This is a genomic window from Kitasatospora sp. NRRL B-11411, from assembly GCF_000721345.1.
Classification (GTDB): Bacteria; Actinomycetota; Actinomycetes; order Streptomycetales; family Streptomycetaceae; genus Kitasatospora; species Kitasatospora cineracea.
The window spans coordinates 46639-72432 of the sequence record NZ_JOGH01000006.1 but is presented as its reverse complement, the minus strand read 5'-3'; the positions used below and the strand labels follow the sequence as shown (position 1 = coordinate 72432).

Annotated in this window: 21 protein-coding genes; 11 read left to right on the top strand and 10 right to left on the bottom strand. The window is 76.1% G+C overall.

Annotated features, from left to right (window positions below; all coding sequences use genetic code 11):
• Positions 1-57 precede the first annotated feature (57 nt).
• From IH44_RS0104730 to IH44_RS0104720, 3 genes are all read left to right on the top strand, one after another.
• Complete coding sequence (locus IH44_RS0104730; RefSeq protein ID WP_035953932.1) at positions 58-417, top strand: PadR family transcriptional regulator; 360 nt, start codon at positions 58-60, stop codon at positions 415-417.
• Complete coding sequence (locus IH44_RS42375; protein WP_051816556.1) at positions 414-1400, top strand: hypothetical protein; 987 nt, start codon at positions 414-416, stop codon at positions 1398-1400. The genes IH44_RS0104730 and IH44_RS42375 overlap by 4 nt, the downstream gene beginning before the upstream one ends.
• A 117-nt stretch (positions 1401-1517) precedes the next feature.
• Positions 1518-2204: a copper homeostasis protein CutC gene (locus IH44_RS0104720; protein WP_030458114.1), complete on the top strand. Its 687-nt coding sequence runs from the start codon at positions 1518-1520 to the stop codon at positions 2202-2204.
• 161 nt (positions 2205-2365) lie between these two features.
• On the opposite strand, the gene IH44_RS0104715 is transcribed toward IH44_RS0104720, so the two are convergent.
• A complete protein-coding gene (locus IH44_RS0104715; protein WP_030458113.1) occupies positions 2366-4435 on the bottom strand; it encodes an AAA family ATPase in 2070 nt (689 codons plus the stop codon).
• A 306-nt stretch (positions 4436-4741) separates the two neighbouring features.
• Between IH44_RS0104715 and IH44_RS46220 the strand changes: the two genes are divergently transcribed.
• Positions 4742-4906 carry a hypothetical protein gene (locus IH44_RS46220; RefSeq protein WP_157852106.1) on the top strand — a complete coding sequence of 55 codons (165 nt, stop codon included), beginning with the start codon at positions 4742-4744 and terminating at the stop codon, positions 4904-4906.
• Positions 4907-4913: 7 nt separating this feature from the next.
• Here the strand turns inward: IH44_RS46220 and IH44_RS0104705 are convergent, their stop codons facing one another.
• The gene (locus IH44_RS0104705; RefSeq protein ID WP_030458112.1) at positions 4914-6545 is read right to left on the bottom strand and encodes a DNA repair helicase XPB; all 1632 of its coding nucleotides are present in this window, start codon (positions 6543-6545) and stop codon (positions 4914-4916) included.
• 132 nt (positions 6546-6677) lie between these two features.
• On the opposite strand from IH44_RS0104705, the gene IH44_RS0104700 reads away from it, so the two are divergent.
• Positions 6678-6959 (top strand): hypothetical protein, encoded by a 282-nt coding sequence (locus IH44_RS0104700; protein WP_030458111.1) that lies wholly within the window; start codon positions 6678-6680, stop codon positions 6957-6959.
• Positions 6960-6998: 39 nt separating this feature from the next.
• Here the strand turns inward: IH44_RS0104700 and IH44_RS0104695 are convergent, their stop codons facing one another.
• A complete protein-coding gene (locus tag IH44_RS0104695) occupies positions 6999-9491 on the bottom strand; it encodes a helicase-associated domain-containing protein (RefSeq protein WP_051816555.1) in 2493 nt (830 codons plus the stop codon).
• 155 nt (positions 9492-9646) lie between these two features.
• Here IH44_RS0104695 and IH44_RS42370 point away from each other — a divergent pair, with 155 nt between their 5' ends.
• Complete coding sequence (locus tag IH44_RS42370; protein ID WP_157852104.1) at positions 9647-10588, top strand: hypothetical protein; 942 nt, start codon at positions 9647-9649, stop codon at positions 10586-10588.
• A gap of 90 nt (positions 10589-10678) precedes the next feature.
• On the opposite strand, the gene IH44_RS0104685 is transcribed toward IH44_RS42370, so the two are convergent.
• Positions 10679-11701, bottom strand: coding sequence for an ABC transporter substrate-binding protein (locus IH44_RS0104685; RefSeq protein WP_035953928.1), 1023 nt, complete (start codon positions 11699-11701; stop codon positions 10679-10681).
• Positions 11702-11821: 120 nt separating this feature from the next.
• Between IH44_RS0104685 and IH44_RS0104680 the strand changes: the two genes are divergently transcribed.
• Positions 11822-12427, top strand: a complete 606-nt coding sequence (locus IH44_RS0104680) for an HAD family hydrolase (RefSeq protein WP_030458199.1) — start codon at positions 11822-11824, stop codon at positions 12425-12427.
• Positions 12428-12434: 7 nt separating this feature from the next.
• On the opposite strand, the gene IH44_RS0104675 is transcribed toward IH44_RS0104680, so the two are convergent.
• Positions 12435-12701 (bottom strand): hypothetical protein, encoded by a 267-nt coding sequence (locus IH44_RS0104675; RefSeq protein ID WP_030458107.1) that lies wholly within the window; start codon positions 12699-12701, stop codon positions 12435-12437.
• 201 nt (positions 12702-12902) lie between these two features.
• On the opposite strand from IH44_RS0104675, the gene IH44_RS0104670 reads away from it, so the two are divergent.
• Positions 12903-14036, top strand: coding sequence for an alpha/beta hydrolase family protein (locus tag IH44_RS0104670; RefSeq protein ID WP_030458106.1), 1134 nt, complete (start codon positions 12903-12905; stop codon positions 14034-14036).
• A gap of 324 nt (positions 14037-14360) precedes the next feature.
• Positions 14361-14744 carry a cold-shock protein gene (locus tag IH44_RS0104665; RefSeq protein ID WP_030458105.1) on the top strand — a complete coding sequence of 128 codons (384 nt, stop codon included), beginning with the start codon at positions 14361-14363 and terminating at the stop codon, positions 14742-14744.
• 7 nt (positions 14745-14751) lie between these two features.
• On the opposite strand, the gene IH44_RS0104660 is transcribed toward IH44_RS0104665, so the two are convergent.
• From IH44_RS0104660 to IH44_RS0104645, 4 genes are all read right to left on the bottom strand, one after another.
• Complete coding sequence (locus IH44_RS0104660; RefSeq protein ID WP_030458104.1) at positions 14752-15603, bottom strand: 1,4-dihydroxy-6-naphthoate synthase; 852 nt, start codon at positions 15601-15603, stop codon at positions 14752-14754.
• A 1-nt stretch (position 15604) separates the two neighbouring features.
• Positions 15605-16285, bottom strand: coding sequence for a futalosine hydrolase (locus IH44_RS0104655; RefSeq protein ID WP_030458103.1), 681 nt, complete (start codon positions 16283-16285; stop codon positions 15605-15607).
• Positions 16286-16296: 11 nt separating this feature from the next.
• The gene (locus IH44_RS0104650; protein WP_030458102.1) at positions 16297-16833 is read right to left on the bottom strand and encodes a DUF2771 family protein; all 537 of its coding nucleotides are present in this window, start codon (positions 16831-16833) and stop codon (positions 16297-16299) included.
• 107 nt (positions 16834-16940) lie between these two features.
• The gene (locus IH44_RS0104645; RefSeq protein ID WP_232794826.1) at positions 16941-18236 is read right to left on the bottom strand and encodes an MFS transporter; all 1296 of its coding nucleotides are present in this window, start codon (positions 18234-18236) and stop codon (positions 16941-16943) included.
• A gap of 595 nt (positions 18237-18831) precedes the next feature.
• On the opposite strand from IH44_RS0104645, the gene IH44_RS0104640 reads away from it, so the two are divergent.
• Together IH44_RS0104640 and IH44_RS0104635 are read left to right on the top strand one after the other, a co-directional pair.
• On the top strand, positions 18832-19710 hold the full coding sequence (locus tag IH44_RS0104640) for a DUF3027 domain-containing protein (protein WP_030458100.1): 879 nt from the start codon (positions 18832-18834) through the stop codon (positions 19708-19710).
• 204 nt (positions 19711-19914) lie between these two features.
• Positions 19915-23202 (top strand): sacsin N-terminal ATP-binding-like domain-containing protein, encoded by a 3288-nt coding sequence (locus tag IH44_RS0104635; protein WP_030458099.1) that lies wholly within the window; start codon positions 19915-19917, stop codon positions 23200-23202.
• A 13-nt stretch (positions 23203-23215) separates the two neighbouring features.
• On the opposite strand, the gene IH44_RS0104630 is transcribed toward IH44_RS0104635, so the two are convergent.
• Entirely contained in the window at positions 23216-25666 is a 2451-nt protein-coding gene (locus IH44_RS0104630; protein ID WP_030458098.1) for an HAD-IC family P-type ATPase, read from the bottom strand.
• Between the last annotated feature and the right edge of the window lie 128 nt (positions 25667-25794).

Sequence of the window (25794 nt, the reverse complement as noted above, 5' to 3'; positions counted from 1 at the left end):
GCAGGGTGGCGCGGACAGGGTGGCGCGGATAGGACGGTCAGCGATATATGTAGTCGTATGACAGAACGCGCCATGCAGGAACCCACCCTGCTGCTGCTCACCGCACTCGCGGACGCCCCCCGGCACGGGTACGCGCTGATCCAGGAGATCGACGCGATCTCCGGGGGGCGGGTGCGGATGCGCACCGGCACCCTGTACGGCGCGCTCGACCGGCTGCTCCAGCAGGGCCTGATCACCGTCGCCGCCGAGGAGATCGTCGACGGCCGGGCCCGCCGCACCTACGCGCTCACCGACGCCGGGCGCGGCCTGCTCGCCGCCGAGGCCGAACGCCTCCGCTCCGTCGCCGCCGAGGCCCAGCGCCGCCTCGGCGGCGCCGCCGTGCCGCGGGGGGCCGTGCCGCGGGGGGCCACCGCATGAGCACCCTCGCCCCCGGCGGCCACCGCGCCGGCGTCACCCTGCGCACCGTCCTCGCGCTCTACCCCGCCCGCTACCGCCGCGACCGGGGCGCCGAACTCGCCGAGGTGTTCGCCGACACCACCGCCGGAGCCGGCCGCCTGGCCACCGCCCGCGAAGCGCTCGACCTGGCCGCCTACGGCCTGCGGCTGCGCACCGGCCTCACCTCCACCGCGCTCGGCGGCCGCCTGCTGGCCGCCGCCGCCCCGCTGCTGGCCGGCACCCTGTTCGGACTCGTCGCGCTGCCCGGCGACACCCGCTTCTGGCGGGTCGCCGACGCGGCCCGGTCCGGGTTCGGCGTCCGCTGGCAGCAACTGCCCGACAACCTCGCCCTGCTGGGCCTGACCGTCGTCCCCGCGCTGCTGGCCCTCGCCGCGGCCCTCGGCGCCTGGCGGGCGGTCCGGGCCCTGGCCGGGCTGGTCGTGCTGCTCGCCGCCGTCCGGCTCGGGGTCGGCCTGCTGACCGTCCACACCGACCCCGGCGGCTTCTGGCCCTCCCAGAGCGGCATCTGGCTGCTGCTCCTGGACGCCACCGCCCTGCTGCCCTACCTCGCCGCGGGCGGCCTGCTCCTCGCCGCCCCCGCCGACCTGCTGGAGCGGCCCAGCCGCCTGCTGGTCGCCGTCGGCGCGGGCACCGGCCTGCTGGTGACCAAGGCCCAGGGCGGCTACGACAGTTGGCACCTGATGGACGGCTGGATGCCGCTGCTGCTCCTGCTCGCCCCGCTGCTGCTGATCCTGTGCGCCGCCCGCGAGCGGCTGCTCCCGGCGGCGATCGGCCTGGCCGTCCTGCCGCTGACCCTCTGGTTCAGCCTGTTCAGCCTGTGGGAGCAGGTCGGCGGGATGTGGCGGCTGGCCCCGCTGGCGGTGGCCGGCGCGACCGGGCTGCTGCTGACCGCACAGGCGCTGTCGACCCGTCAGGGCGCGCGCGGCCGGGCGGAGGTCTCCTAGCGGGGGCCTCCTGGCGGGGGCGAACGGGACGCGAACGGCGCACGATCGGAGGGGGAAGCGGGGCCGAACGGCGGCGGGGGCTCGCCCGCCGCCTGCCGATGTGGCAGGCTATTCGATATGTCTAGACCAATGTTCGAAGTCATCGCGCTGACCCCCCAGGACGCCCGGGCCGCCGAGTCGGGCGGCGCCGACCGCCTCGAACTGGTCACCGACATGGCCGCCGACGGGCTCACCCCGGCGACCAGGGACTTCGCCGCGATCCGCGCCGCCGTCGACCTCCCGCTGCGGGTCATGCTCCGCATCCGCGAGGGCTTCACCCCCGGCGACCTCGACGACCTGCTAGCCCGCACCGCCGCGCTGCGGGCCGAAGGCGCCGAGGAGTTCGTCTTCGGCTTCCTCACCCCCGACGGCGCGGTCGACCTCGCCGCGACCCGGGCCGTCGCCGAAGCCGTCGCCGGTTGCCGCTGGACCTTCCACCGGGCCATCGACCACAGCGCCGACCGCTCCGAGGTCCGCGCCGCCGTCGCCGACCTGCCCGGCCTCGACACCTTCCTCACCTCCGGCGCGGCCGCCGGCGTCGACGCCGGCCGCGAGGTCCTGCTCGGCGAACTCGCCAAGACCGGCGAGCCCGGCTACCGCCCGCAGATCCTGGTCGGCGGCGGCCTGCGCGCCGACCACGTCCCCGACCTCCTCGCCGCGGGCTTCGACGCCTTCCACATCGGCGGCGCGGCCCGCGAGGGCGGCTGGGCGGGTGCGGTCGACGCGGCGAAGGTCACGCAGTGGCGCGAGCTCATCGGTACGTGAGCTGACCGGACGCGCACCGACAGGGGCGCGGGGAACTGCGCGCGGCGGAGTCGCACGTCAGCAAGATCGCGGGACAGTGCAAGTTCGTGTCCTGCTAGGCGATCCGGCTGTGCGTACTCGCTCGGCCGCGCAGTTCCCCGCGCCCCTGCTTGCGTGCTGCCTCAGTCCAGCTCTGCCGGCAGCGGCTCCGCGTGGAGGACCGTCAGGCCGGAGACCGCGCGGGTCAGGGAGACGTAGAGGCGGCGCAGGCCGGTGCGGTGGTCGGGTTCGCCGGTGACGATCGCGGCGGGTTCGTCGAGGACCACGTAGTCGTACTCGAGGCCCTTGGCGAGGGAGGCCGGGACGAGGGTGAGGCGGGCGTCGGCGGTGGTCTCGGTGCCGGGGTCGAGGTAGGGGAGCCCGGCGGCGGTGAGGGCGGCGGCGAGGGCCGGGATCCGGGCGTCGGCGGCGATCAGGCCGACCGAGCCCTCGTGGTCGAGCGCTTCGCGGCAGGCGTCCAGCACGGCGGCGTCCAGGCCGTCCGGGACGTGCCGGAGGGCGAGTGAGCCGGGCAGGTCGCGGATCGAGGTGGCGGGGGCCAGGCCGGGGGCGATGGCGGGGAGCAGCCGGGAGGCGTAGGCGATGACCTCGCCGGGGACGCGGAAGCCCTGGGTGAGCTCCTCGACGTGGGCGCCGTCCTTGCCGAGGTGGTGCAGGGCCTCCTGCCAACTGCCGGTGGCCCACGGGGTGGTGCCCTGGGCGAGGTCGCCGAGGACGGTCGCGGAGCCGGTGGTGCAGCGGCGGCCGACGGCCCGGTACTGCATGGGGGAGAGGTCCTGGGCCTCGTCGACGACCACGTGGCCGAGCGAGGGGGTGCGGTGCACCAGGTCGGCGGCCTCGTCGATCAGGACGGCGTCGGCGGCCGACCAGGGGGCGGTGCGGGCGCTGCGCGGGGGCTTGGCCCAGAGCAGGGCGGCCTGTTCGTCGGCGTCGAGCAGGCCGTCGGCGGCGGTGGCGAGGAACTCGGCGTCGCTGAGCAGCCGGTGCACCAGCTTGACCGGGTCGACGGCGGGCCAGCACGCCTTGACGGTGGCCTTGACCGCGGCGTTGCGGGCGACGGCGTCCTGCACCCGGTCGTCGGGGGCCTCGCCGCCCTGCTCCATCTTGACCAGGACGGCGTGCGCGATCCGCTGCGGCAGGGCCTCCAGGGCGGCCCCGTAGCGGATCTCGCGGCCCATCAACTCGCGGACGATCTCCTCGAGTTCGTACGCGGGGACGCGCCAGCGGCGGGAGCCGCGGACGACCACGCAGGGCTCGGCGGGCAGGGTGATCCCGGCCCGGACGGCGTTGCGCAGGACGGCGGCCATCCGGGCGTCGCCCTTGATCCGGGCGGTACCGGCGGTGTCGGTGCCGCGGACCTCGACGTGGCCGACGAGCTCCTGCACGGTGGCCTGGGCGACGTCCAGCTCGCCGAGGGCGGGCAGCACCTGCTCGATGTACTGCAGGAAGGAGCGGTTCGGGCCGACCACCAGGGTGCCGGTGCGGGCCAGGCGCTCGCGGTGCGCGTACAGCAGGTAGGCGACGCGGTGCAGGCCGACGGCGGTCTTGCCGGTGCCGGGGGCGCCCTGGACGCAGACGGTGCCGGTGACGTCGGCGCGGACGATCTCGTCCTGCTCGGGCTGGATGGTGGCGACGATGTCGCGCATCGGGCCGACGCGGGGCTTCTCGATCTCGGCGGCGAGCAGCGCGGAGCGGCTGTCGGACTCGTCCGGGTCGGAGAGGTTCTCGTCCTCGTAGGCGGTCAGCTCGCCGCCGGTGTAGCCGAAGCGGCGGCGCTTGGCGACGTCCATCGGCTCGGTGCGGCTGGCCCGGTAGAACGGCTGGGAGACCGGGGCGCGCCAGTCGATCACCATCGGGTCGCCGCCCGCGTCGTGCACGTGGCGGCGGCCGATGTAGAAGCGCTCGCCGCCGCTGCCCTCGGACTCGGCCTCGCTGATCGCGTGCAGGTAGTCGAGGCGGCCGAAGAACAGCGGGGTGTGCGCGAGGTCGGCGAGCGCCTTGATCCGCTCGTCGACCTGCTTCTGCAGCACCTGGGCGGAGACCCAGGTGCCGGTGACGTCGCGCAGGTCGAGCGCCTCGACGTCCTCGCGCATCGCGGTCAGCGCGGCCCGGGAGGCGGCGAGGTGGGAGCGTTCGCGGCCGAGCGGATCGGTGGCGGCGTCGGCGGTTTCGGTGGGGGTGGGGGAGTGCACGGCGGACCTTCCCGGCCGCGGCGGTGGAAGGGCGGCGGCCGACTCGTCGGAGAGCTCACGGTGAAGGACACCGGCCGGTTGCCGAACGGCCGGCACTCCCACGGCTGCCGACGACGCTGGCACCACGGTTCGGGAGGGGCAGACGGACGATCCTAGACCCGGCGCCGTCCGGGTGCGAATCCTTTTTCCGGGGGATCCCCGGTACCGGGGTAGGGGAGCCGTACACCCGCAGGACGAGGCGCGCCGCCGCGGGCTCGGGTCTTTCGGCTGATGTGCCCGCCCCGGTTGTGAACCTACCGTGGAGACATGACGACCGAACGAGTGAACCCGCAGTTCGACGGCGTGCACGGCGCCCACCGCGCCGAGCAGCGCCGCCGCCACCCGGTGGCCAACGCCGTCCGCAACGTCGGCATCGTGCTCGACACCGCCGCGCGCGTGCTCTTCCTCGGGCGCGACGGCGTCAAGCTCTGACCGACCGCTACAGGTCGTCGGCGTCGACGATCCGGTACGCGTAGCCCTGCTCGGCCAGGAAGCGCTGGCGGTGCGCCGCGAAGTCCTGGTCGACGGTGTCCCGGGCGACCACCGAGTAGAAGTGCGCCGCGTGCCCGTCCGCCTTCGGGCGCAGCACCCGGCCCAGCCGCTGGGCCTCCTCCTGGCGGGAGCCGAAGGTGCCCGACACCTGGATCGCCACCGTCGCCTCCGGCAGGTCGATCGAGAAGTTCGCCACCTTCGAGACCACCAGCACGCTGATCTCCTTCGACCGGAACGCCTCGAACAGCTTCTCCCGCTGGGCGTTCGAGGTCTCGCCCTTGATCACCGGGGCGTCCAGCACCTCGCCCAGCTCGTCCAGCTGGTCGATGTACTGGCCGATCACCAGGGTCTGGTCGCCCTTGTGCTTCTCCACCAGCCGCTCCACCACCCGGCGCTTGGTCGCCGTGGTCGAGCAGAACCGGTACTTCTCCTCCGGCTCGGCCGTCGCGTACGCCAGCCGCTCGGAGTCGGTCAGCGTCACCCGGACCTCGCAGCAGTCGGCGGGCGCGATGTAGCCCTGCGCCTCGATCTCCTTCCACGGGGCGTCGAACCGCTTCGGGCCGATCAGCGAGAACACGTCGCCCTCCCGGCCGTCCTCGCGCACCAGCGTCGCGGTCAGGCCGAGCCGGCGGCGGGCCTGCAGGTCCGCGGTGAACTTGAACACCGGCGCGGGCAGCAGGTGCACCTCGTCGTACACCACCAGGCCCCAGTTGCGGGCGTCGAACAGCTCCAGGTGCGCGTACACGCCCTTCCGCTTGGTCGTCATCACCTGGTAGGTGGCGATGGTGACCGGGCGGATCTCCTTGCGGGTGCCGCTGTACTCGCCGATCTCGTCCTCGGTCAGCGAGGTGCGCTTGACCAGCTCGTGCTTCCACTGCCGGGCCGAGACGGTGTTGGTCACCAGGATCAGCGTGGTCGACTTGGCCTCCGCCATCGCCGCCGCGCCCACCAGCGTCTTGCCCGCGCCGCACGGCAGCACCACCACGCCGGAGCCGCCGTGCCAGAAGCCGTCCACCGCGTGCCGCTGGTACGGGCGCAGCTGCCAGCCGTCCTCCTCCAGGTGGATCGGGTGCGCCTCGCCGTCCACGTACCCGGCGTGGTCCTCGGCCGGCCAGCCCAGCTTCAGCAGCACCTGCTTGATCTGGCCGCGCTCCGAGGGGTGCACCAGCACGGTGTCCGGGTCGACCCGGGCCCCCACCAGCGGGGCGATCTTCTTCGAGCGCAGCACCTCCTCCAGCACCGGCCGGTCGGTGGTGGTCAGCACCAGCCCGTGCACCGGGTGCTTCTGCAGCTGGAGGCGCCCGTAGCGCGCCATGGTGTCCGCGACGTCCACCAGCAGGGCGTGCGGCACCGGGTAGCGCGAGTACTCCACCAGCGCGTCCACCACCTGCTCCGCGTCGTGCCCCGCCGCCCGCGCGTTCCACAGCCCCAGCGGCGTCACCCGGTACGTGTGCACGTGCTCCGGCGCCCGCTCCAGCTCGGCGAACGGCGCGATCACCCGCCGGCACTCCGCCGCCCGCGGGTGGTCGATCTCCAACAGCAGCGTCTTGTCGCTCTGCACGATCAGCGGTCCGTCCACGCCTGTGCATCCCCTTCCGCGGGCCAAACGTCCAGTGTGCCGCATCGGCGCGCCGACCGGTCGGGGCGGTCCGCGGCCGCGGCCCGCGGGGCGGGACAGTGACCTGCGGCGCTCCCGCTCGTTGGGCAGGGCATGATCAAGCCCAACCGATTCCTGGCCGGCCTGGCGCTCTCCGGCGCGGCCCTCGCCACCGCCCTCGGGGCGGCGCCCGCCCACGCGGCCGACACCGAGGCCATGGCCCTCGACCAGGTCGCCGACATCGGCCAGCCCGGCGGACTGATCGGCACCGTCGCCTTCACCGGCACCGGCCTGCTGACGGGCGTCGAGCCGAAGATGCCGGACCCGCACGCGATCGTGGACGAGGCGAAGAAGCAGAAGGCCGAAGAGGACGCGAAGCAGCACGCCGGCAAGTAGCCCGGGGCGGGGCCGGGGCGAGGGGGCGCGCCCCGGCCGCTACTCCTCGACCTCGGCGACGCCGGTGATGCGGTGCAGGGCGAAGGTGCGGACCTCGTCGGCGAGGTGGTCGTAGGCGGTGACGAAGCCGCCCTCGACCTTGACCGGGTCGATGACGCGCTGGGAGGAGAGGCCCTCGGCGTTGATGTAGCCGATCCACATCCGCTCGCCGAGCAGGACGGCGGTCTGCAGCGCGGCCAGGGTGTCGGCGGCGGCGGTGCGGGGGACGGCGGCGCTCGCCGCGGGCCCGGCCACGGTGTCCTTGCGGACGGCGGTCGCGGCCCGGTCGCCGGCCCGGATGGCGCGGACGGCGGCGGCCAGCAGGGCGTCGTCGGGGCGGGCGGGGCCGTCCGGGACGGGCAGCGGCGGGGTGCGCGGCGGGGTGCGGCGGCTGTCGGGGCGGGTGATCACGACGTCGCCCTCGGCGGACTCCGCGGCGGGCGCGTAGCCCATGGTGCGCAGCACGGCGAGCAGCGTCTCGGGCCCGGCCTGGGCGGCCAGCACGGTGGGGGCGAGCAGCCGCAGGCGCAGTTCGGCGGCGCGCCGGTCGGCGAGGACCTCGTCGAGCAGCCGGGGGTCGTCGCAGCGCAGGTAGGAGGAGGCGGCGCCGACCCGCAGGATGCCGTGCCGGCGGGCCACGTCGTCGATCAGGTAGGCGAGCGGCTGCGGGACGGGCGTGCGGGAGTGCTGGGCCAGGAACGCCTGCAGGTCGGCGGCGGTGCGTCCGGCGTCCAGGGCGCGGCGGACCGAGTCGGGGGTGAAGCGGTAGACGGTCGCGCCGCCCTTGGACTCGATGTCGGCGGCCAGCGCGAGGGCCTGGGCGAGCGGGGTGAGCAGCGGGCCGGGGGCGATCGCGGTCAGGTCGGGCTGCAGGATGACGTGGTCGAGCGGCTCGGGCAGCAGCGGCGCCAGGACCGGCACCGGGTCGGCGCCGTCGAGCAGGGCCCGGACGGGGGCGGCCAGGGCGCCGCGGCCGGTGGCGCCGAGTAGTTCGGCCTCGTGCAGGGTCCACTCGGCGAGCTGGTCGCGCAGGTCGCGGCCGTCGGCGCCGACCGGGCCGCCGCGCAGCGGGCGGTGCCAGCGCAGGGCGGGCAGCAGGGCGTCGGCGGACGCGGCGGTGCCGGGCGGGAGTTCGGCGAGCCGGGTCAGGACGGCGCGGCGCACCGACGGGGCGAGGGTGCGGTCGAGTTCGGGGCCGAGCGCGGCGCGCGGGCGGCCCTTGCCGTCGGGGGTGCCGGTGAGGCGGCCGACCCGGGTGGCGGCGAGCCAGGCGCGGGCCAGCACGCTCCAGCGTTCGGCGGTGTCCTGCTGCAGCCAGGCGTCGTAGGCGGGGGTCGGCGCCCAGACCTCGTCGACCTCGCCGTCGGGGGCCACCAGCCCTGCGGTGTGGGCGAGTTCGATCCAGAACGCGGCGTCCGCCTCGGAGCCCTCCAGCAGGGCGGCGGCGCGCTTGAGGTCGCGCACGCCCAGGCCGCCGGCCCGCAGGGTGGGCGGCGGGGTGAGGCTCCAGGACTCCAGCAGCTCCTCGACCGTGCGGACGGCGGTGCCGGCCTGCCCGGCCGCGGTGCGGTCGGTGACCACCGGGTCGCGCTCGACGACGGGGGCGACGGCGGGCGGCGCCGGGTCGACGCCGCGGTGGGTGCGGCCGCCGCGCAGGTGCAGGGCGAGTTCGCGGGGCAGCACGACCGAGCCGGGGCTGGAGGGCAGCAGCAGGCCGCGGGCGAGCAGCCACTCGACGGGGCTGCGCGCGTCCTCGGCGGTGACCTGCCGGGCGGCGTCCGGGACGGTGCCGGTGGGCGGGCCCCAGACCAGCCGCTCCAGCAGGCCGAGGGCGGCGGGCGGGGCCTGTTCGAGCAGCGCGCCCAGCCGCTTGCGGTCGCCGAGCAGGGCGGTGAGCGCGGCGACGGCGGTGACCGGGTCCGGGGTGGGCGGCAGGCCGGTGCCGGCCAGCAGCTGCTGGAGGCGGGCGGGCGACATGCCGGCGGTGGCGTCGGCGAAGGCCGGGCCGAGGCCGGTGCGGCCGGGGTTGAGCGCGCTGGGGGCGAGCGCCTCGCGCACGGCCAGGACCAGGCGCAGCGCGGAGTCCGGCCCCCACAGCAGGGCCTGCTCGCGCAGCCGGGCCAGCGCGGCGGGCAGCGCGGCGGTGACGGCGGCCCGGTCGACGGGCTCGGCGCCGGGGTGCGGTTTGACCCGGGCGGGTCCGGTCAGCAGGCTCCGCACGGCGGCCTCGGACGCGCCCTCGGGGGCGGCCGCGAGGGCCTCGGCGACCTGCAGGGTGAACCGGTCCAGCCGTTCCAGGGCGCGCAGCACCGAGGCCCGGCTGGAGAGCCGCGCGGACAGCTGGGTGAGGTCGGTCGGCACCGGGTTCAGCAGGTCGGGGCGGGCCCGGAGCAGCGCGGCGACGGCCCCGTCCTCCCGACCGCGGAGTTCCTCGGCCAGGGTGCGGGGTGCGGCGGCGCGGGTGGCACGCGGCGCGCTCTGCGGTGCGGTCATCCGGTCCAGACTAGTCAACGCCCCCGCTCGGGGCCCAGAACGGCGGACGAACTCCGTACGAATCCGCGGCCGCTCCGGCGCCGCGGGGCCGGGGACGGCAGCCGGTCGGGGCTTGCTTCCGGCAGCCGGTCGGGGCTCGCTTCGGGCGGGCGGGGGTGGGTACCGTCTCGGTGGGCGGCGGGTACGTGGACGTGAGGGCGGGTGGCGGGGCGATGGCGGACGGCTCGTGGTGGCGCGAGGGCGGGGCGGCGGACGGTTCGGACGGCGGGGGGAGCGTGTACCTGCCCCGGCCGGCGGCGGAGCCGCCGCCGGCTGCCGTCCCCGAGGCCCCCGCCGCACCGCCGGTCCCGCCGGTGCCCGCGCAGCCGCCGCGGGCCGCGGCCGTCGAGCTGGGCAAGCCGCGGACGCCGGCCGGGCCGGTCGGGCCGGTCGGCAGGGAGTCGTCGCAGTCCGAGGTCGACCGGGCCTTCGCGTACTCGGAGGACCTGAGCGCCCCGGACTTCGGGATCGGGCAGCCCGGGTGGACCGCGCAGTACTTCGGCCTGGCGGAACCCGAACCGGAGGCCGCGCCCGAACCGGCCCCGGAGCCCGTGCCCGAACCGGAGGCGGCGCCCGAGCCCGCCCCGGAGCCCGCCCGCGAACGCCCCGGGGTGGGGCGGATCCTGCTGGCGGCGCTGTTCGGCAAGCCGAAGGCCGCTCCTGACGCCCCGTCGGCGCCCCCCGCCCCCGCCCCCGCCGCGGCGGCCGGGGCCCGCAGGCCGGCGCCGCTGCTGCTGCTCGGCGCGGGCCTGCTGCTGGCCGGGGCGGTGACCGGCCAACTGCTGGTGATGCTGCTCGGCTGGGCCGCGGCGTACCTGTCGAAGGGCTGGACCGACCTGATGAAGAAGTTCGCCGTGCTGGGCATCCCGCTGGTCACGGTGACCGGTCTGACGGTGTGGAACTGGGGCCGGGAGAAGGGCCGTTGGGGCAACGCGCTGGCCCCGGGCAGCGACGCGGGCGCCACCACCTGGGCGGCCGCGCCGGGCGTGCTGCGGGCCGCGGCGGTGCTGACGGCGCTGTTCGTGCTGGCGGTGACGCTGCGCCGCCGCAAGGGGTAGCGGGGCCTCTCCGACGGTGCGCGCCCGGCGGGCACGTCCCGGAGGTGCGCGCCCCGACGCGTGTGCCCCGACGCGGGTGCTCCGCCGGGGTCAGCCCGCGCCGAGCAGGTACAGCAGTTCGGCGATCAGGAAGTGCGCGCCGGTGTAGCCGATGCCCTGGAACCACAGCTGGTCGTCGACCCGGAAGGCGCGGTGGGCGCGGACGGCGCCCAGCGCCTGCCAGCCGGGGGAGGCGAGGGCGGCGGTCAGGCCGTTGCGGGCGGGGTCGCCGTAGCCGGCGTACAGCAGCAGGTCGCCGTCGGCGGGGGCGAGCCGGTCGGGGGCGGTCTCGGTGTCGAAGCGGTCGGCGTTCTGCGGGTCGGGGCGGGGCAGCGCGAGGTCGGCCAGGACGCTGCCGGGGAAGTTCTGCCGGGCGTACAGCCGGACGGCGGGGGAGCCCTCGACGAAGCGGACCAGGCTGATCCGCTGCCCGTCGGCGCCGGCCGCGGCGAGGGCGGCCCTGGCCTGGCCGACGTGCCGCTCGTACCCGGCGACCACGGCGGCGGCCTGCTCGCGGCGGTCCAGGGCGGCGGCGTGCAGCTGGAAGTCCTCCCGCCAGGGCGCGCCGGTGGTCCGGGTCGCCACGGTCGGGGCGATCGCCCGCAGGGCCGGGAGGCGGTCGGCGTCGCGGGTCAGGTTGGTGAGCACCAGCTGCGGCCGCAGGGCGGTGATCGCGGCGGTGTCGGGGGCGGCCCCGAGGTCGCCGACCACGGCGATCCGGGCGAGCCGGGAGGCGGGCCAGTAGCCGGGCAGGCCGGCGTCCAGCGGGGCCTTGGCGGCGCCGACGGGGGTGATGCCCAGGGTCATCGCGGAGTCCAGCTCGGCGGTGTCCCGGACGACCACCCGGAGCACCCCGCCGGGCACGGTGACCGGCCCGTCCGCGGCGTCGACGGTGACGGCGGGGCGCGGCGGGGGACTGGGCTGGGCCGGCGCGGGGGTGCCGCTGCCGGTGGGCGAGCCGTCGGCGGCGGCGGGCAGCGGCGGCCCCTCGGGCAACGGGTGCGGGCCGCAGCCGGTGAGCAGGGCGGCGCCGAGCCCGGCGAGGGCGGCCCGGCGGGACAGCGGGGGTGGCACCCGGGACCTCCTCCGGCGGCGCGGTCGGTCGTCAGCCAGTACGTCCGCAGCCAGTATGTCCGCGATGCGGCTTTCCCCCCGGCTTTTCGGGCCCGAAACCCCGCTGGCTAGGCTGGCCGCATGGCTCTCACCGTCGGTTTCGACCTCGACATGACGCTCCTCGACACCCGCCCCGGCATCAAGGCCACGTACGACGTGCTGGCCGCCGAGACCGGCACCGTCATCGACTCCGACCTGGTGGTCAGCCGGCTCGGGCCGCCGCTGGTGCGGGAACTGGCCAACTGGTACCCGCCGGAGCGGCTGGAGGCGGTGGCCGACCGCTACCGCGAGCTGTACGTGGAGCACGCCATCGCGCCGACCGTCGAGCTGCCCGGTGCGCTGGCGGCGGTGGCCGCGGTCCGGGCGGCGGGCGGCCGGGTGCTGGTGATCACCGGCAAGTGGGAGCCGAACGCCCGCCGTCACCTGGACGCGATCGGGCTGGAGGTGGACGTGCTGGTCGGCGACCTGTGGGCGGAGACCAAGGGCGAGGCGCTGCGCGCGCACGGCGCGGACGTCTACGTCGGCGACCACCTGGGCGACATCCGCGGCGCCCGGGCCGCGGACGCCGTCGCGGTGGGCGTGGCCACCGGTCCGTACAGCGCCGCCGAGCTGGCCGGGGCCGGGGCGGACGCGGTGCTGGGCGACCTCACCGAGTTCCCGGCCTGGCTGGCCGCGCACCGGGCCTGACGGGGCTTCAGCCCGCGGCGGCGGTGCCGGTGGCGGCGGCCTGCCGGGCGCGCCGCCGCCGGGAGCTGCTCCGGGCGTTGGCGAACAGCCCGACCAGGGCGACCAGCAGGCCCAGCGGCATCAGCATCGACAGCCAGTACGCGAACGTGGGCAGCCGGGTCAGGTCGAGGAAGAGCGGCACGAAGGTGGCGACGGTGGCCAGCATGCCGATGCCGAACACGATGCCGCCGACGCGGACCAGCACGTCACCGGGGTCGTCGGGACGGTCGCTCACTCTCACCACTCCTTCGCACGGGGCGCTCCCGGCGCCTTCGCGCGGGGCACTCCCGTCGATTGTCCCACCGCGCGCCCCCTCCGATCGGCGGGGGCGCGGCGACACACGTTCCGACTGAACGCTCAGGATTCCCAGGAATCCCTCAGGCATGCTGAAGGGCGGCAGCGGGAACGGCGACGGGCGAGCGGGGCGTACGGGCACATGGGTCTGACCAGTCACAAGGTGCTGGCACTGTCCGCGCTGCTGTCGGTGCTGGCGGTGGGGGGCACGGTCTGGCTCTGGCCCCGGCTGGCCGGGCGCGGCTGGCGGGCGGTGCTGGGCCGGCTCGGCACCATCGTCGGCACCCAGCTGGCGGTGCTCTGCACGCTGGCCCTGATGGCCAACAACTCCTTCGCCTTCTACAGCAGTTGGGACGACCTGCTGGGCACCGGCGACGACGGCCCGGTGACCATCCAGAACCAGTTGCTCGGCCGCGCCCCCGCCGTCCAGACGCTGGCCGCCGAGAACGTCCGCGACACCGGCGCGGCCGGCCGGGCCCCCGAGCAGGTCGGCCGGCTGGAGCGGGTCCGGCTGCCCGGGGCGAGCACCGGCCTGACCACTGAGGGCTACGTCTACCTGCCGCCGCAGTACTTCCGCCCCGAGTACCGGGCCAAGCGCTTCCCCGCGGTGATCGCCATCACCGGCTTCCCCGGCGACGCCAAGAACCTGGTCACCAAACTCAACTACCCGTCCGTGCAGTTCAAACTGGCCGAGCAGGGCCGGGCCAAGCCCACCGTGCTGGTGCTGATGCGCCCCTCCCCGGCGATGCCCCGGGACACCGAGTGCGAGGACGTGCCGGGCGGCCCGCAGGCCGACCGGTACTTCAGCGCCGACGTGCCCGCCGCGCTGCGCACCTCCTACCGGATCGCGGAGGGGCCGGGCAGCCTGGGCGTGATCGGCAACTCCACCGGCGGCTACTGCGCGTTGAAGCTGGCGATGCGTCACCCCGACGTGTTCGCCGCCGCGGTGTCGCTGTCCGGCTACTACAAGGCCGCCGAGGACCCGACCACCGGGGACCTGTTCGGCGGCGACGGGGCCCGCCGCGACCAGGCCGACCTGGAGTGGCGCCTCGCCCACCTGCCGGCCCCGGCCACCGCGCTGCTGGTCGGCGGCAGCCGGGAGGGCGACGGCGACTACTACGACCAGACCGAGCGGTTCCGGGCCGCCGCCAAGGGCACCCCGACCAAGGTCTCGGCGATCACCCTGGACAGCGGCGGCCACAACTTCACCACCTGGTCCCGGATGCTCCCGGCCTCGCTGGGCTGGCTCGGCGGCCACCTCGCCGACCCCTCCTGACCGGCCCGGCGTCACAGCGCGCAACTCCGTGCGCGCAAGGAGTTTCGACCCGCGCCGCCCCCGGGTATGCAGCCATCGCGCGGGCGGACCTGCCGATGGTCCACGAACGCCCGCCCGGCACCGATCGGGGGTGTGAGCCAGTGGAGGGCGCAGCGAGCGCGGGGCACGGCCGCGCCCCGGTCCGGAATCCCTTCGCCGTTCCGGTGAACGCTGAGGGATCATTGCTCCACTGAGCGAGACCGGCCGCCCGACCGGGGCGCCCACCCGCACATCCACCCGCGGCCCGACGAGGCCGCACGCACCCGATACCGAGGACTGTTCGAGATGCCCACCGGCCAGGTCAAGTGGTTCAACGAGACGAAGGGCTACGGCTTCCTGTCGCGCGACGACGGGGGCGAGGTCTTCGTCCACACCAAGGCGCTGCCCGCGGGCGTCACCACGCTGAGGCCGGGCCAGCGGGTCGAGTTCGGGATCGCCGCGGGCCACCGCGGCGACCAGGCGATGAGCGTCCAACTGCTGGACGCGCTGCCCTCGGTGGCCGCCGCCCAGCGCAAGAGCGCCGACGACATGGCCCCGATCGTCCAGGACCTGATCACCAAGCTGGACAGCGTGCTGCCGGGCCTGCAGCGCGGCCGCTACCCGGGCAAGCCGGAGGGCCAGAAGATCGCCATGGTGCTGCGCGCCATCGCCGACCAGTTCGACGTCTGACCGGCCGTCAGGCGAACGCCAGCGCGCCCGGGTCGACGGCGGGGACGAGTCCCCGCTCGGCGGCCCGGGCGAGCAGGCCGCGCACCGCCGCGTAGCCGGCCTCGCCGAGGTCCTCGGTGAACTCGTTGACGTACAGCCCGATGTGCTGCTCGGCGACGGCCGGGTCCATCTCCTGGGCGTGCGCCAGCACGTACTCCCGGGAGGCCGCCGGGTCCGCCCAGGCCGCGCGCACCGACGCCCGCACGGTGTCGGCCAGTTCGCGCAGCCGCTCGGCGCCCAGCGAGCGCCGGGCCACGATCGCGCCCAGCGGGATCGGCAGCCCGGTCGCCGCCTCCCACGCCTCGCCCATGTCGGCCAGGCAGTGCAGCCCGTACTCCTGGTACGTGAACCGGGCCTCGTGGATCACCAGCCCGGCGTCCACCTTCCCGTCCCGGACGGCCGGCATGATCTCGTGGAACGGCAGCACCACGATCTCGCCGAACCCGCCCGGCACCGCCTCGGCCGCCCACAGCCGGAACAGCAGGTACGCCGTCGAGCGCTCGCTGGGCACCGCGACCCGCCGCCCGGCCAGCTCCGCCGCCTCCCGCGGGCCGGCCGTCAGCACCAGCGGCCCGCAGCCCCGGCCCAGCGCCCCGCCGCACGGCAGCAGCGCGTACTCGTCCAGCACCCAGGGCAGTTGGCCGTAGGAGATCTTCAGCACGTCCAGCTCGCCGCGCTCGGCCAGCCCGTTGGTGACGTCGATGTCCGCGAACCTGACCGCGGGGGCGTCCGCGCCCGGCACCAGGCCGTGCGCCCAGGCGTGGAACACGAAGGTGTCGTTCGGGCAGGGCGAGTACGCGACGCTGAGCGGCTCGGCCATCTCAGACCTCCTTGAGCAGGACGGACACCGGCGGCAGCGCCGCGAAGGCCCGCTCCAGGGCCGCCAGCGCGTCGCCGATCCGCCAGGACGCGCGGTCGCGCGGCCCGACGGCATTGGACACGGCCCGCAGCTCACCGGCCGCGAGACCGCAGCGGGCGGCCGCCTCGGCCACCCCGAAACCCTCCATCGCCTCGGCCAGCGCCCGCGGGTGACGCCCCCTCAGCAGCGCGGCGCGCTCCGCCGACCCGGTCACCGTGGACACCGTCAGCACCTCGCCGACCGCCCCGCCGGTGGCCCCCGCGAGCGCCGCCACCAGGCCCGGCGGCACCGGGTGCCGCACCGTGCCGAAGCCCAGCTCGGCGACGTCCGCGAAGCCGTCCGGCGTCTCGGCGCCCAGGTCGGCCGCCAGCACGGCGTCCGCCACCACCAGCGACCCGAGCGGCGCCGCGGGCGCGAACCCGCCCGCGATGCCCGCCGACAGCACCAGCCGGTACCGGCCGCCGGCCAGCGCCGCCGCCGTGCCCGCCGCCGCGGCCGCCGGGCCGACCCCGGCCGCCAGCACCACGGCGCCCGAACCCGCGCCCAGCCCGCGCCGCACCGCCCCGGCCTCCGCCTCCACGGCGACGACGACGAGCAGCCCGGCGGCGGGGCCGGGCTGCTCGTCGGTGCGCTCAGCGGTCATCGACCGGCGGTTCAGCTGCTCTTGTTGTCCAGGTCGAAGGCCCAGACCGCGTAGTACTCCTGGGACTTCTTGTCCTGCGAGACCACCGTCACCGACGTCACGTCGTTGCTCGACATCAGGGCGCCGGCGCTCTTCGAACCGGAGTAGGTCACCCCGGTGACGACCGAGCCGTCGGCGCCGCCGGCCAGCGGCACCTGGCCGTTGGAGCCGCCGTTGGTCAGCGCGAACCAGCCCTTGTCGGCCAGGTCCTTCGGCACGCCGACGCCGATCTGGTCACTGGCGCGGACGTCCAGCTTCGGGAGCTTGGCGTCCTTGCGGGCCTGCTTGATGTCCGACAGGCACTTGGTGAGGTAGTCCTCGTCGAGCGGCTTGCCGTCGTTGTAGCAGAAGGGGGCGGCGGTGGTGGTCGAGGTGCCGACGACCATCGTCGCCACGTTCTCACGGGGCTTGCCGGCGTCGTTCGCCCAGTAGATACCGGTACCGAGGGAGGCGGCGCCGACGACGACGACGCCGGCGATACCGGCGATGGCACGGGTGCTGAGGCTCATGCGCAAGAGGCTACTCGCCTTCCGTGATCACACGACGCCGGGGTGCCCGAGTCGCCCGAGGTTACGCCGAGCGCGGGCGCGCCGCGCACCCCGGCCCGGCCCGCCGCTCAGGCCACCCGGGGCCGCGCGGCCGACCGGCGCGGCCCGACCCGCAGCAGCGAGCGGAACGTCCACAGCAGCATCACCGTCATCACCGACGCCGCCACCGTCAGCCCCAGCACCGCGTTCAGCGGCAGCGCGATGCCCACCGCGCCGCCCGCCACCCAGCTCAGCTGCAGCACCGTCTCCGACCGGGCGAACGCCGAGGTCCGCACCGCCTCCGGCACGTCCCGCTGGATCAGCGCGTCCAGCGCCAGCTTGCCCAGCGACGCCGCCATCCCCGCGACGCCCGCCACCACCGTCACCGTCACCACCCCGTACCAGAGCGCCGCCGCGCCCGCCGCCGCCGTCGCCAGCGCCAGCACCGCCGTCACCGTCACCTCCGAGCCGCGGGTGCGCAGCCACGAGCCCAGCACCGACCCCAGCGCGTTGCCCAGCCCCGCCGCCGCCGCGACCAGGCCCAGCGCCACCGTCCCCGGCAGGCCGCCCGGCGGGTCCCGGCGGATCAGGAACGCCAGGAACATCACCAGGAACCCGACCAGCCAGCGCAGCGACGCCACCCCGCGCAGCGCCATCACCACCGACGGGCCGACCGCCCGCAGCACCCCCTTGGGCCGCACCTCGTGCGGCTCGGCGTGCAGCTCCGCCCGCTGCTCGCCCTTCGCCGAATCCACCTGGTGCGGCAGGTGGAAGGCCATCAGCGTGCCGATCACGAACACCACGAACGCCCCGCGCAGCGGCCACCCCGGCCCGATCAGGTGCAGCAGCCCGCCCACCCCGCCCGCCACCAGCGTGGTCAGCAGACCCGCCAGCGTCACCCGCGAGTTCGCCTTCACCAGCGACAACTGGGCGGGCAGCAGCCGCGGCACCACCACGCTGCGCACCACCCCGTACGCCTTCGACGCCACCAGCACGCCCAGCGCCTCCGGGTACAGCGCCAGCCCGCCGCCGGTCACCACCCCCGCCATCACCCAGGCCAGCGCCGCCCGGGCCAGCATCGACATCGCCATCGCCGAGCGGCGGCCGTTCGGCAGCCGGTCCAGCAGCGGGCCGATCACCGGGGCCAGCACCGCGAACGGCGCCATCGTGATCAGCAGGTACAGCGCGACCCGGCCGCGGGCCTCGCCGGTCGGCACCGAGAAGAAGATGGTGGACGCCAGCGCCACCGTGATCAGCATGTCGCCGAACGAGTTCAGCGCGTGCAGCTCGATCAGCTTCGCCAGGCCGGACTCGCCCGCGCCCTCCGCCGACGTCGCCCGCCGGATCCGCCGGCCCGTGCCGTGCACCACCCGGCCGGTGCGCACCCCCGCCGCCGACGCGCCGCGCGCCCAGAGGCCCCGGGCCCGCACCGTCGGCGCGTCCGGGTCGGCGGGGTCGGCGGGGTCGGTGGGGGAGTCCGGGGCCGGGTGCTTCGAGAGGTCCGGGCCCGGCTGACGGGGCGTCGGACAGGTGGCATCGGCCTCCGGCTCGCCGGGGGCCACCGGATGCTGCCGCGACACGGCGGACGCTCCCGAACGGCCTTCGGCCTGCTCGGGACCCGGCTCGTGCCGCGGCGGAATCTCCTCCGCCACACACCCATCCTGCCCGAGAATCGCCGACCTAACGAGTGATTGTCCGGGCGTCGGCGCGCCCGCCCCCACGGCCCGGACTGTGCTGCACCACCGACCGGCGGGTAGCCTGCACTACGCGCATGCCCGGCCTCCCGCAGGGGGGTGGCCGACCTGGGCGGCGCGGCCCGGCCCCGGAGCGGCCCCGGGTCTAGCAGAATGGACCGGCCCCGTGCTCGCGGGGGCCGCCCCGGAGACGTGGCAGCGGCAGCCGGTGCGCCCGCCCGACGGCGGCCACCGCAAGGCCGCAGGATGACAGGACTGGGAGAGAACCGACGCCGTGAGTGCTGCGATGCGAAGCCGTACCCCTGACCGGCTCTGTGCAGAAGCCGTCGACCTCGCCCGCCAGGCCGTGGTGGACAGCGTCGGGGAGGCCGTCGTCGGCCCCCACGTGAAGGCGGGCGCGGACGCCGAACGCGTCGTCACCCACACCTTCGAGTGCCTCGACCCGGCCTACCGGGGCTGGCACTGGGCGGTGACCGTCGCCCGCGCCCCGCGCGCCAAGAACGTCACCCTCGACGAGATCGCGCTGCTGCCCGGCGCGGGCGCCGTCCTCGCCCCGCAGTGGGTGCCGTGGAGCGAGCGCCTGCGGCCCGGCGACCTCGGCCCCGGCGACCTGCTGCCCACCGGCGCCGACGACCTGCGCCTGGAGCCCGGCTGGACCGGCGAGGACGAGATCGCCCCCAACTCGGCGCTCGCCGAGGCCGCCGAGGACGAGATCGCCACCGTCGAGGACGTCCAGCAGGCGCCCGCCCGCGCCGAGATCGGCGCGATCGCCGAGGAACTCGGCCTCGGCCGCCCCCGCGTCCTGTCCCGGCGCGGCCTGCACCAGGCCGCCGAGCGCTGGGAGAACGCGTACGGCCCGCAGACCCCGATGGCACAGTCCGCCCCGGCCTCCTGCGACACCTGCGGCTTCCTGGTCCCGATCGGCGGCTCGCTCGGCCAGGCGTTCGGCGTCTGCGGCAACGAGTTCGGCCCCGCCGACGGCCAGGTCGTCTCGCTCGCCTACGGCTGCGGCGCGCACTCCGAGGCCGCCGTCCTGCCCGCCCCGCCCGTCCCCAGCGAACTGATCCTCGACGAGACGGTCGTCGAACCCCTCCCGCTGCACCCCGACCGCACCTCCGGCTCGGTCGAACCGGACGCGCCGGTCGAGGAACTCGGCCACGCGTAAGCGCCGCGCTCCGGCCGGCGTGCGCGCAGCAGGACCGCGAGGGGGCGGCAAGTCACCGTCCCCGTCGCGGTCCTGGCCGACGCGTGCCTCCCGAAGCGCGCAGTTCCCCGCGCCCCTGCTCCCGCGCACAGCCGGCGTGGCCCGTCCCGGACCCCTGGCAGAATGCCGACTCGTACGCAGACCACGCGAAGGGCGGCTCGGCACGTGGAGTCTCGGATCATCGGCAGCGCGGCGTCCCCCCAGGGGTCGGACGTCTTCGACACGGCCCGGCTGCGGCACACCGTGCTCACCGCCTGGACGGCCGCGCCCGCCAGATTCCGGGAGGACGCCAACGCCGAGGAGGAGCTCGCGCTCGGGGGCTACCGGGACCGGCTGATCGTCGAACTCGCCCAGAACGCCGCCGACGCGGCCGCCCGGGCGGGCACCGCCGGCCGGCTCCGGCTGACCCTGCGGGACGGCGTGCTGGCGGCCGCCAACACCGGCGCCCCGCTGGACGCGGCGGGCGTCGAGTCGCTCTCCACGCTGCGGGCCTCCGCCAAGCGCGAGGACGAGCGGGACGTGGTCGGCCGGTTCGGTGTCGGCTTCGCCGCGGTGCTGGCCGTCAGCGACGAGCCCGCCGTGCTCGGCCACACCGGCGGGGTGCGCTGGTCGCTCACCGACGCCCGCGCGCTGGTCGCCGAAATCCCGCAGCTCGCCGGGGAGTTGACCCGGCGCGAGGGCCACCTGCCGGTGCTCCGGGTGCCGTTCCCGGCCGAGGGCGAAGCCCCCGAGGGCTACCACACGGTGGTCGTCCTGCCGCTGCGCGACGCCGCCGCCGAGGACCTCACCCGCCGCCTGCTCGCCGAGATCGACGACGCCCTGCTGCTGACCCTGCCCGGCCTGGCCGAGGTGGTCGTCGACACCCCCGAGGGCGTGCGCACCCTGACCCGCACCGCGCACCCGCCGCGCCCCGAGCAGCTGCCCGCCGTCACCATCACCGACGGGGAGCGCAGCACCACCTGGCAGACCGTCAGCGCCGCCGGCACCGCCGCCCCCGAACTGCTGGCCGACCGGACCACCGAGGAGCGCGCCCGCCCGTACTGGACGCTCACCTGGGCCGTCCCGGTCGACGGGCAGGGCCGCCCGCAGCGCCCGCGCACCGCCGCCGTGGTGCACGCGCCCACGCCCAGCGATGAGCCGCTCGGCGTGCCCGCGCTGCTGATCGCCTCCTACCCGCTCGACCCGACCCGGCGGCACGTCGCGCCCGGCCCGCTCACCGACTTCCTCACCGAGCGCGCCGCCGACGCCTACACCGACCTGCTGCGCGCCCGCGGCGCCGACCTCCACTCGCTGGACCTCGTCCCCGCCCCGCTCGGCCAGGGCGCCCTCGACAACGCGCTGCGCACCGCCGTGCTGGCCCGCCTGCCCGAGACGCCCTTCCTGCCGCACCCGAAGGGCGCCGAGGAGGGCACCCCCGCGCTGCGCCCGCGCGACGCCGTCGTGCTGGAGGGCGCCGACCACTCGGTGGTCGAGGCGCTCGCCCCGATCTTCCCCGGCCTGCTCCCGGCCGGCCTGGAGCGCCGCACCGAACTGCGCACCCTCGGCGTGCGCCGCACCCCGCTCGCCGAGGTGGTCGACCAGCTCGGCGGCCTGGAGCGCGAACCCGCCTGGTGGCGCGGCCTGTACGCGGCGCTGGCCGGCGCCGACCCGGAGGCGCTCGGCGCGCTGCCCGTCCCGCTCGCCGACGGCCGCACGGTCACCGGCCCGCGCCGGGTCCTGCTGCCCTCCGACCCGGCCGACTGGGCCGGCTACGAGGGCTACCCCGAGACGCTCGCCGAGTCCCTCGACCTGCTCGACCTGCGGCTGGCCCACCCCGACGCCGCCCACCCGCTGCTGGCCAAGCTCGGCGCCGCCACCGCCACCCCCGCGGGCGTCCTGGACACCCCCGAGGTCCGCGCCGCCGTCGCCCGCTCGCTGGAGCTCGGCGAGGACGACTACGATGCCGCCGTCGACCTCGCCGACGCCGTCCTCGCCCTGGTCAAGGCCGCCGCCCCGGCCCCCGGCGAGCACCCCTGGCTGGCCCGCCTGGCCCTGCCCGACGACGAGGGCGAACTCGCCCGCGCTGGTGAACTCCTGCTCCCCGAAAGCCCGTTGGCCCTCCTGGTGGACGAGGACGAGGCCGCCTTCGTCGACGACGACCTGTTCGAGCGCTGGGGCCCCGAGGTGCTGGCCGCGGCCGGCGCGCTCACCGCCTTCACCCTGGTGCGCGCCGAGGACGTCGTCCTCGACCCGGACGACCTGGAGCGCCTCGACCCCACCGCCCCCGCCGACCGGGCGGCCGGCGGCGCCCCCACCGGCCTGATCGACGAGGCCCCCGACGGCCTCGCCGAGTGGTGCGAGGACGCCCTGGAGGCCCTGCACGCCGACGACGCCGGGGAGTTGGGCGTCCCGCCGGTCGCCGCCGAACTGCTCGCAGTCCGCGACCTCGACCTGGTCGCCGACGACGCCTGGCCCGAGGCCCTCGCCCTGCTCGCCCAGCCCCCCTACCGGGACGCCGTGGTGACGCCGGTGCGCACCCTGCTGCCCGACGGCAGCTACACCGACCTGCCCTCCTACACCGCCTGGTGGCTGCGCGACCACCCGGTGCTGGACGGCCGCGAACCGGCCGGCCTGCGCGCCGCCGGGGCCGACCCGCTGCTGCGCGGCCTCTACGACGAGGCCCGCACCACGCTCGACCCGCAGTTCCTGCACGCGCTCGGCGTGCGCACCACGCTGAACGCGCTGCTCGCCGAACCGCACGGCCCGGACGAGCTGGTCGACCGGCTCACCGACCCGCTCTCCGAGGTCAGCCACCGCCAACTGCACGGCATCTACAGCCTGTTGGCCGCCCTCCCGGCCGAACGCGTCGAAGCCCTGGACGTGGTGCGGGCCCTGGCCCCGCTGGACTCCGAGTCCGGCCGCCGGGACGACCGCACCGTCATCGTGGACGCCGCGAGCGCGGTCGTCGCCGACGCCCCCGACCTGGTCGAACTCCTCCACGACCACGCCGTGCTGCCCGTCCACCCGCTGCTCGCACCCGCCCTCGCCGAGCGCCTGCACGTCTCGCTGGCCAGCGAGGTGGCCGGCGGCCGCGTCCTGTCCGAGGGCACCCTGCACCGCACCCCCGCGGTGGTCCGCGAACTGCTGCCCGGCTGCCCCGCCGTCTACGAGGAGCACGAGGAACTCCTGGTGGTCGGCCCCGACGGCGAGGAGGCGCACGTCGCCTGGCGCTGGGACACCGCCGCGACCGCCCCCGAACTGCCCTACGACCCGGAGGACACCGAAGCCGCCGACGAGGACGACGAGTTCGACGTCCCGCCCGTCCCCGGCCTGCTGCACGCCGCCACCCCCGAGGGCCTCGCGGCCGGCCTGGCCTGGTCCGTGCACCAGTGGCACCGCCGCTTCGAGATCCTCGCCGCCCTCACCGAACCCGACCGGGCGTACGAACTGCTGGCGGCCCGCGACTACGAGTAGCGGGCCCCGGCGGCTACTTCCGCTCCGCGAACACCCGGGCGCTGACCTCCAGCAGGCAGCCCGCCACCAGGGCGACCGCCACGCCCGTCAACGGGTCGCGCCAGCCGACGAGTTGGAGCTGGAAGAAGTCGGCGAGCCAGGGCACCACCAGGACCAGCGCGAACGCGCCGGACATGGCGCCGATCAGCAGCAGGCGCCACCAGGTGTAGGGGCGGGCGACGATGGCGAGCACCCAGACGGCCACGATGAACAGGGTCAGGGTGGCGACCGAGGTGTCGGCCTTCAGGGTGGTCTCGTCGTCGCCGCGGGCCAGCGCGTAGGCGGTGAAGGTCGCCGCGCCGCAGATGACGCCGCCGGGGACGGCCAGCCGCAGCACCCGGCGGACGAAGCCGGTGCGGGCCCGCTCGTTGTTGGGGGCGAGGGCGAGGAAGAACGCCGGGATGCCGATGGTCAGCGAGGACAGCACCGTCGAGTGCCGGGGCAGGAACGGGTACGGGACCTGGGTGAACACCACCAGCAGGGCCAGCAGCACCGAGTAGACCGTCTTGACCAGGAACAGCCCGGCGACCCGCTCGATGTTGCCGATCACCCGGCGGCCCTCGGCGACCACCGAGGGCAGGGTGGCGAAGCGGTCGTCCAGCAGCACGATCTGGGCGACGGCCCGGGTCGCGTCCGAGCCGGTGCCCATCGCCACGCCGATGTCGGCGTCCTTGAGGGCGAGCACGTCGTTGACGCCGTCGCCGGTCATCGCCACGGTGTGGCCCTTCGACTGCAGGGCGCCGACCAGGGCGCGCTTCTGCTGCGGGGTGACCCGGCCGAAGACGGCGGTGCGGTCGGCGGCCTCGGCGAGCTGCTCGGGGTCGGCGGGCAGGGTGCGGGCGTCGGTCGCGGTGTCGGCGCCGGGCAGGCCGAGGTGGGCGGCGACCGCGCCGACCGAGACGGCGCTGTCACCGGAGATGACCTTGGCCCGGACGCCCTGGGAGCGGAAGTAGCGCAGGGTGTCCGCGGCGTCCTCGCGCAGCCGCTGCTGCAGCACCAGCAGGGCCAGCGGCTCCAGCCGGGCGGCCGGGTCCGGGTCGTCCAGCGGCAGCGGGCTGCGGCCCAGCAGCAGGACCCGCAGGCCCTGCGCGCCCAGCTCGTCGACCTCGGCCAGCGCGGGGGAGCCGGGCGGGAGCAGCACGTCGGGGGCGCCGAGCAGCCAGCTGCCCTCGGTGCCGCCGGGCTCCAGCAGCTGGACGCCGCTCCACTTGCGGGCGGAGGAGAACGGGATCGCCTCCAGCAGCCGCCAGCGCCCCTCCGGCGGGGGCCCGTACGCGTCGATGACGGCCTGCATGCTGGGGTTGGGCCGGGTGTCGGCGGCGCCGATCGCGCCCAGCGCCTCGGCCAGCACGGCCTTCTCGGCCTGCGGGGCCCGTGCCGGGTCGGCGAGCGGGCGGAGGTCGACCAGGTCCATGCCGCCCTCGGTGAGGGTGCCGGTCTTGTCGAGGCAGACGGTGTCGACCCGGGCCAGGCCCTCGATCGCGGGCAGCTCCTGGACCAGGCACTGCTTGCGGCCGAGCCGGATCACGCCGATGGCGAAGGCCACCGAGGTGAGCAGCACCAGGCCCTCGGGGACCATCGGCACGATGCCGGCCACCATCCGGCGGACGGCCTCCTTCCAGTCGTTGCGCTGCACCGCGAGCTGGCTGATCACCAGGCCGATCGCGGTGGGGACCAGCAGGTAGGTGATGAACCGCAGGATCTGGTCGATGCCGGTGCGCAGCTCGGACTTGACCAGGGTGAACCGGCTGGCCTCCTCGGCGAGCTTCGCGGCGTACGCCTCCCGGCCGACCTTGGTGGCGGTGAACGCGCCCGCGCCGGCCACCACGAAGGAGCCGGACATCACGTGGTCGCCGGGGCGCTTGTGGACGGGGTCCGGCTCGCCGGTCAGCAGCGACTCGTCGACCTCCAGGGCGTCCGCCTCGGTGACGGTGCCGTCCACCACGACCTTGTCGCCGACGCCGAGCAGCACGGTGTCGTCCAGCACGATCTCGCCGGCGGAGACCTGCACCGCGGCGCCGTCCCGGCGGACCTGCGGGCGGGCCTCGCCGATCAGCGCGAGGCTGTCCAGGGTCTTCTTGGCGCGCATCTCCTGGACGATGCCGATCGCCGTGTTGGCGACGATGACCAGGCCGAACAGGCCGTCCTGGATCGGGCCGACCACCAGGATGATGCCGAACATCACCCCGATGATCGCGTTGAACCGGGTGAACACGTTCGCCCGGACGATCTCCCGCACCGAGCGGCTGGAACGCACCGGGACGTCGTTCAGCTGCCCGCGGGCGACCCGCTCGGCGACCTCGGCACCGCTCAGCCCGGGCTGGTACGCGCCGCCCGCGCCGGTGGGGTGCGCGCCGGGGCCCGGAACGGGGCCCGGACCGGGGCCCGGGCCGGGCGCGGCGGTGCCTTCCGCTGAGTGCGTCATGGCACCGACTCTAGGTGGGCGATTTGCTCGGTGCGTCCCGCCTCGGGCCGGATTCCGGCCGGACGGGTGGCGGGAGGCGGCGGCGTGCTGCGGTGGCGCGTTACGGCGGCGTGCTGCGGCGGCGTGCT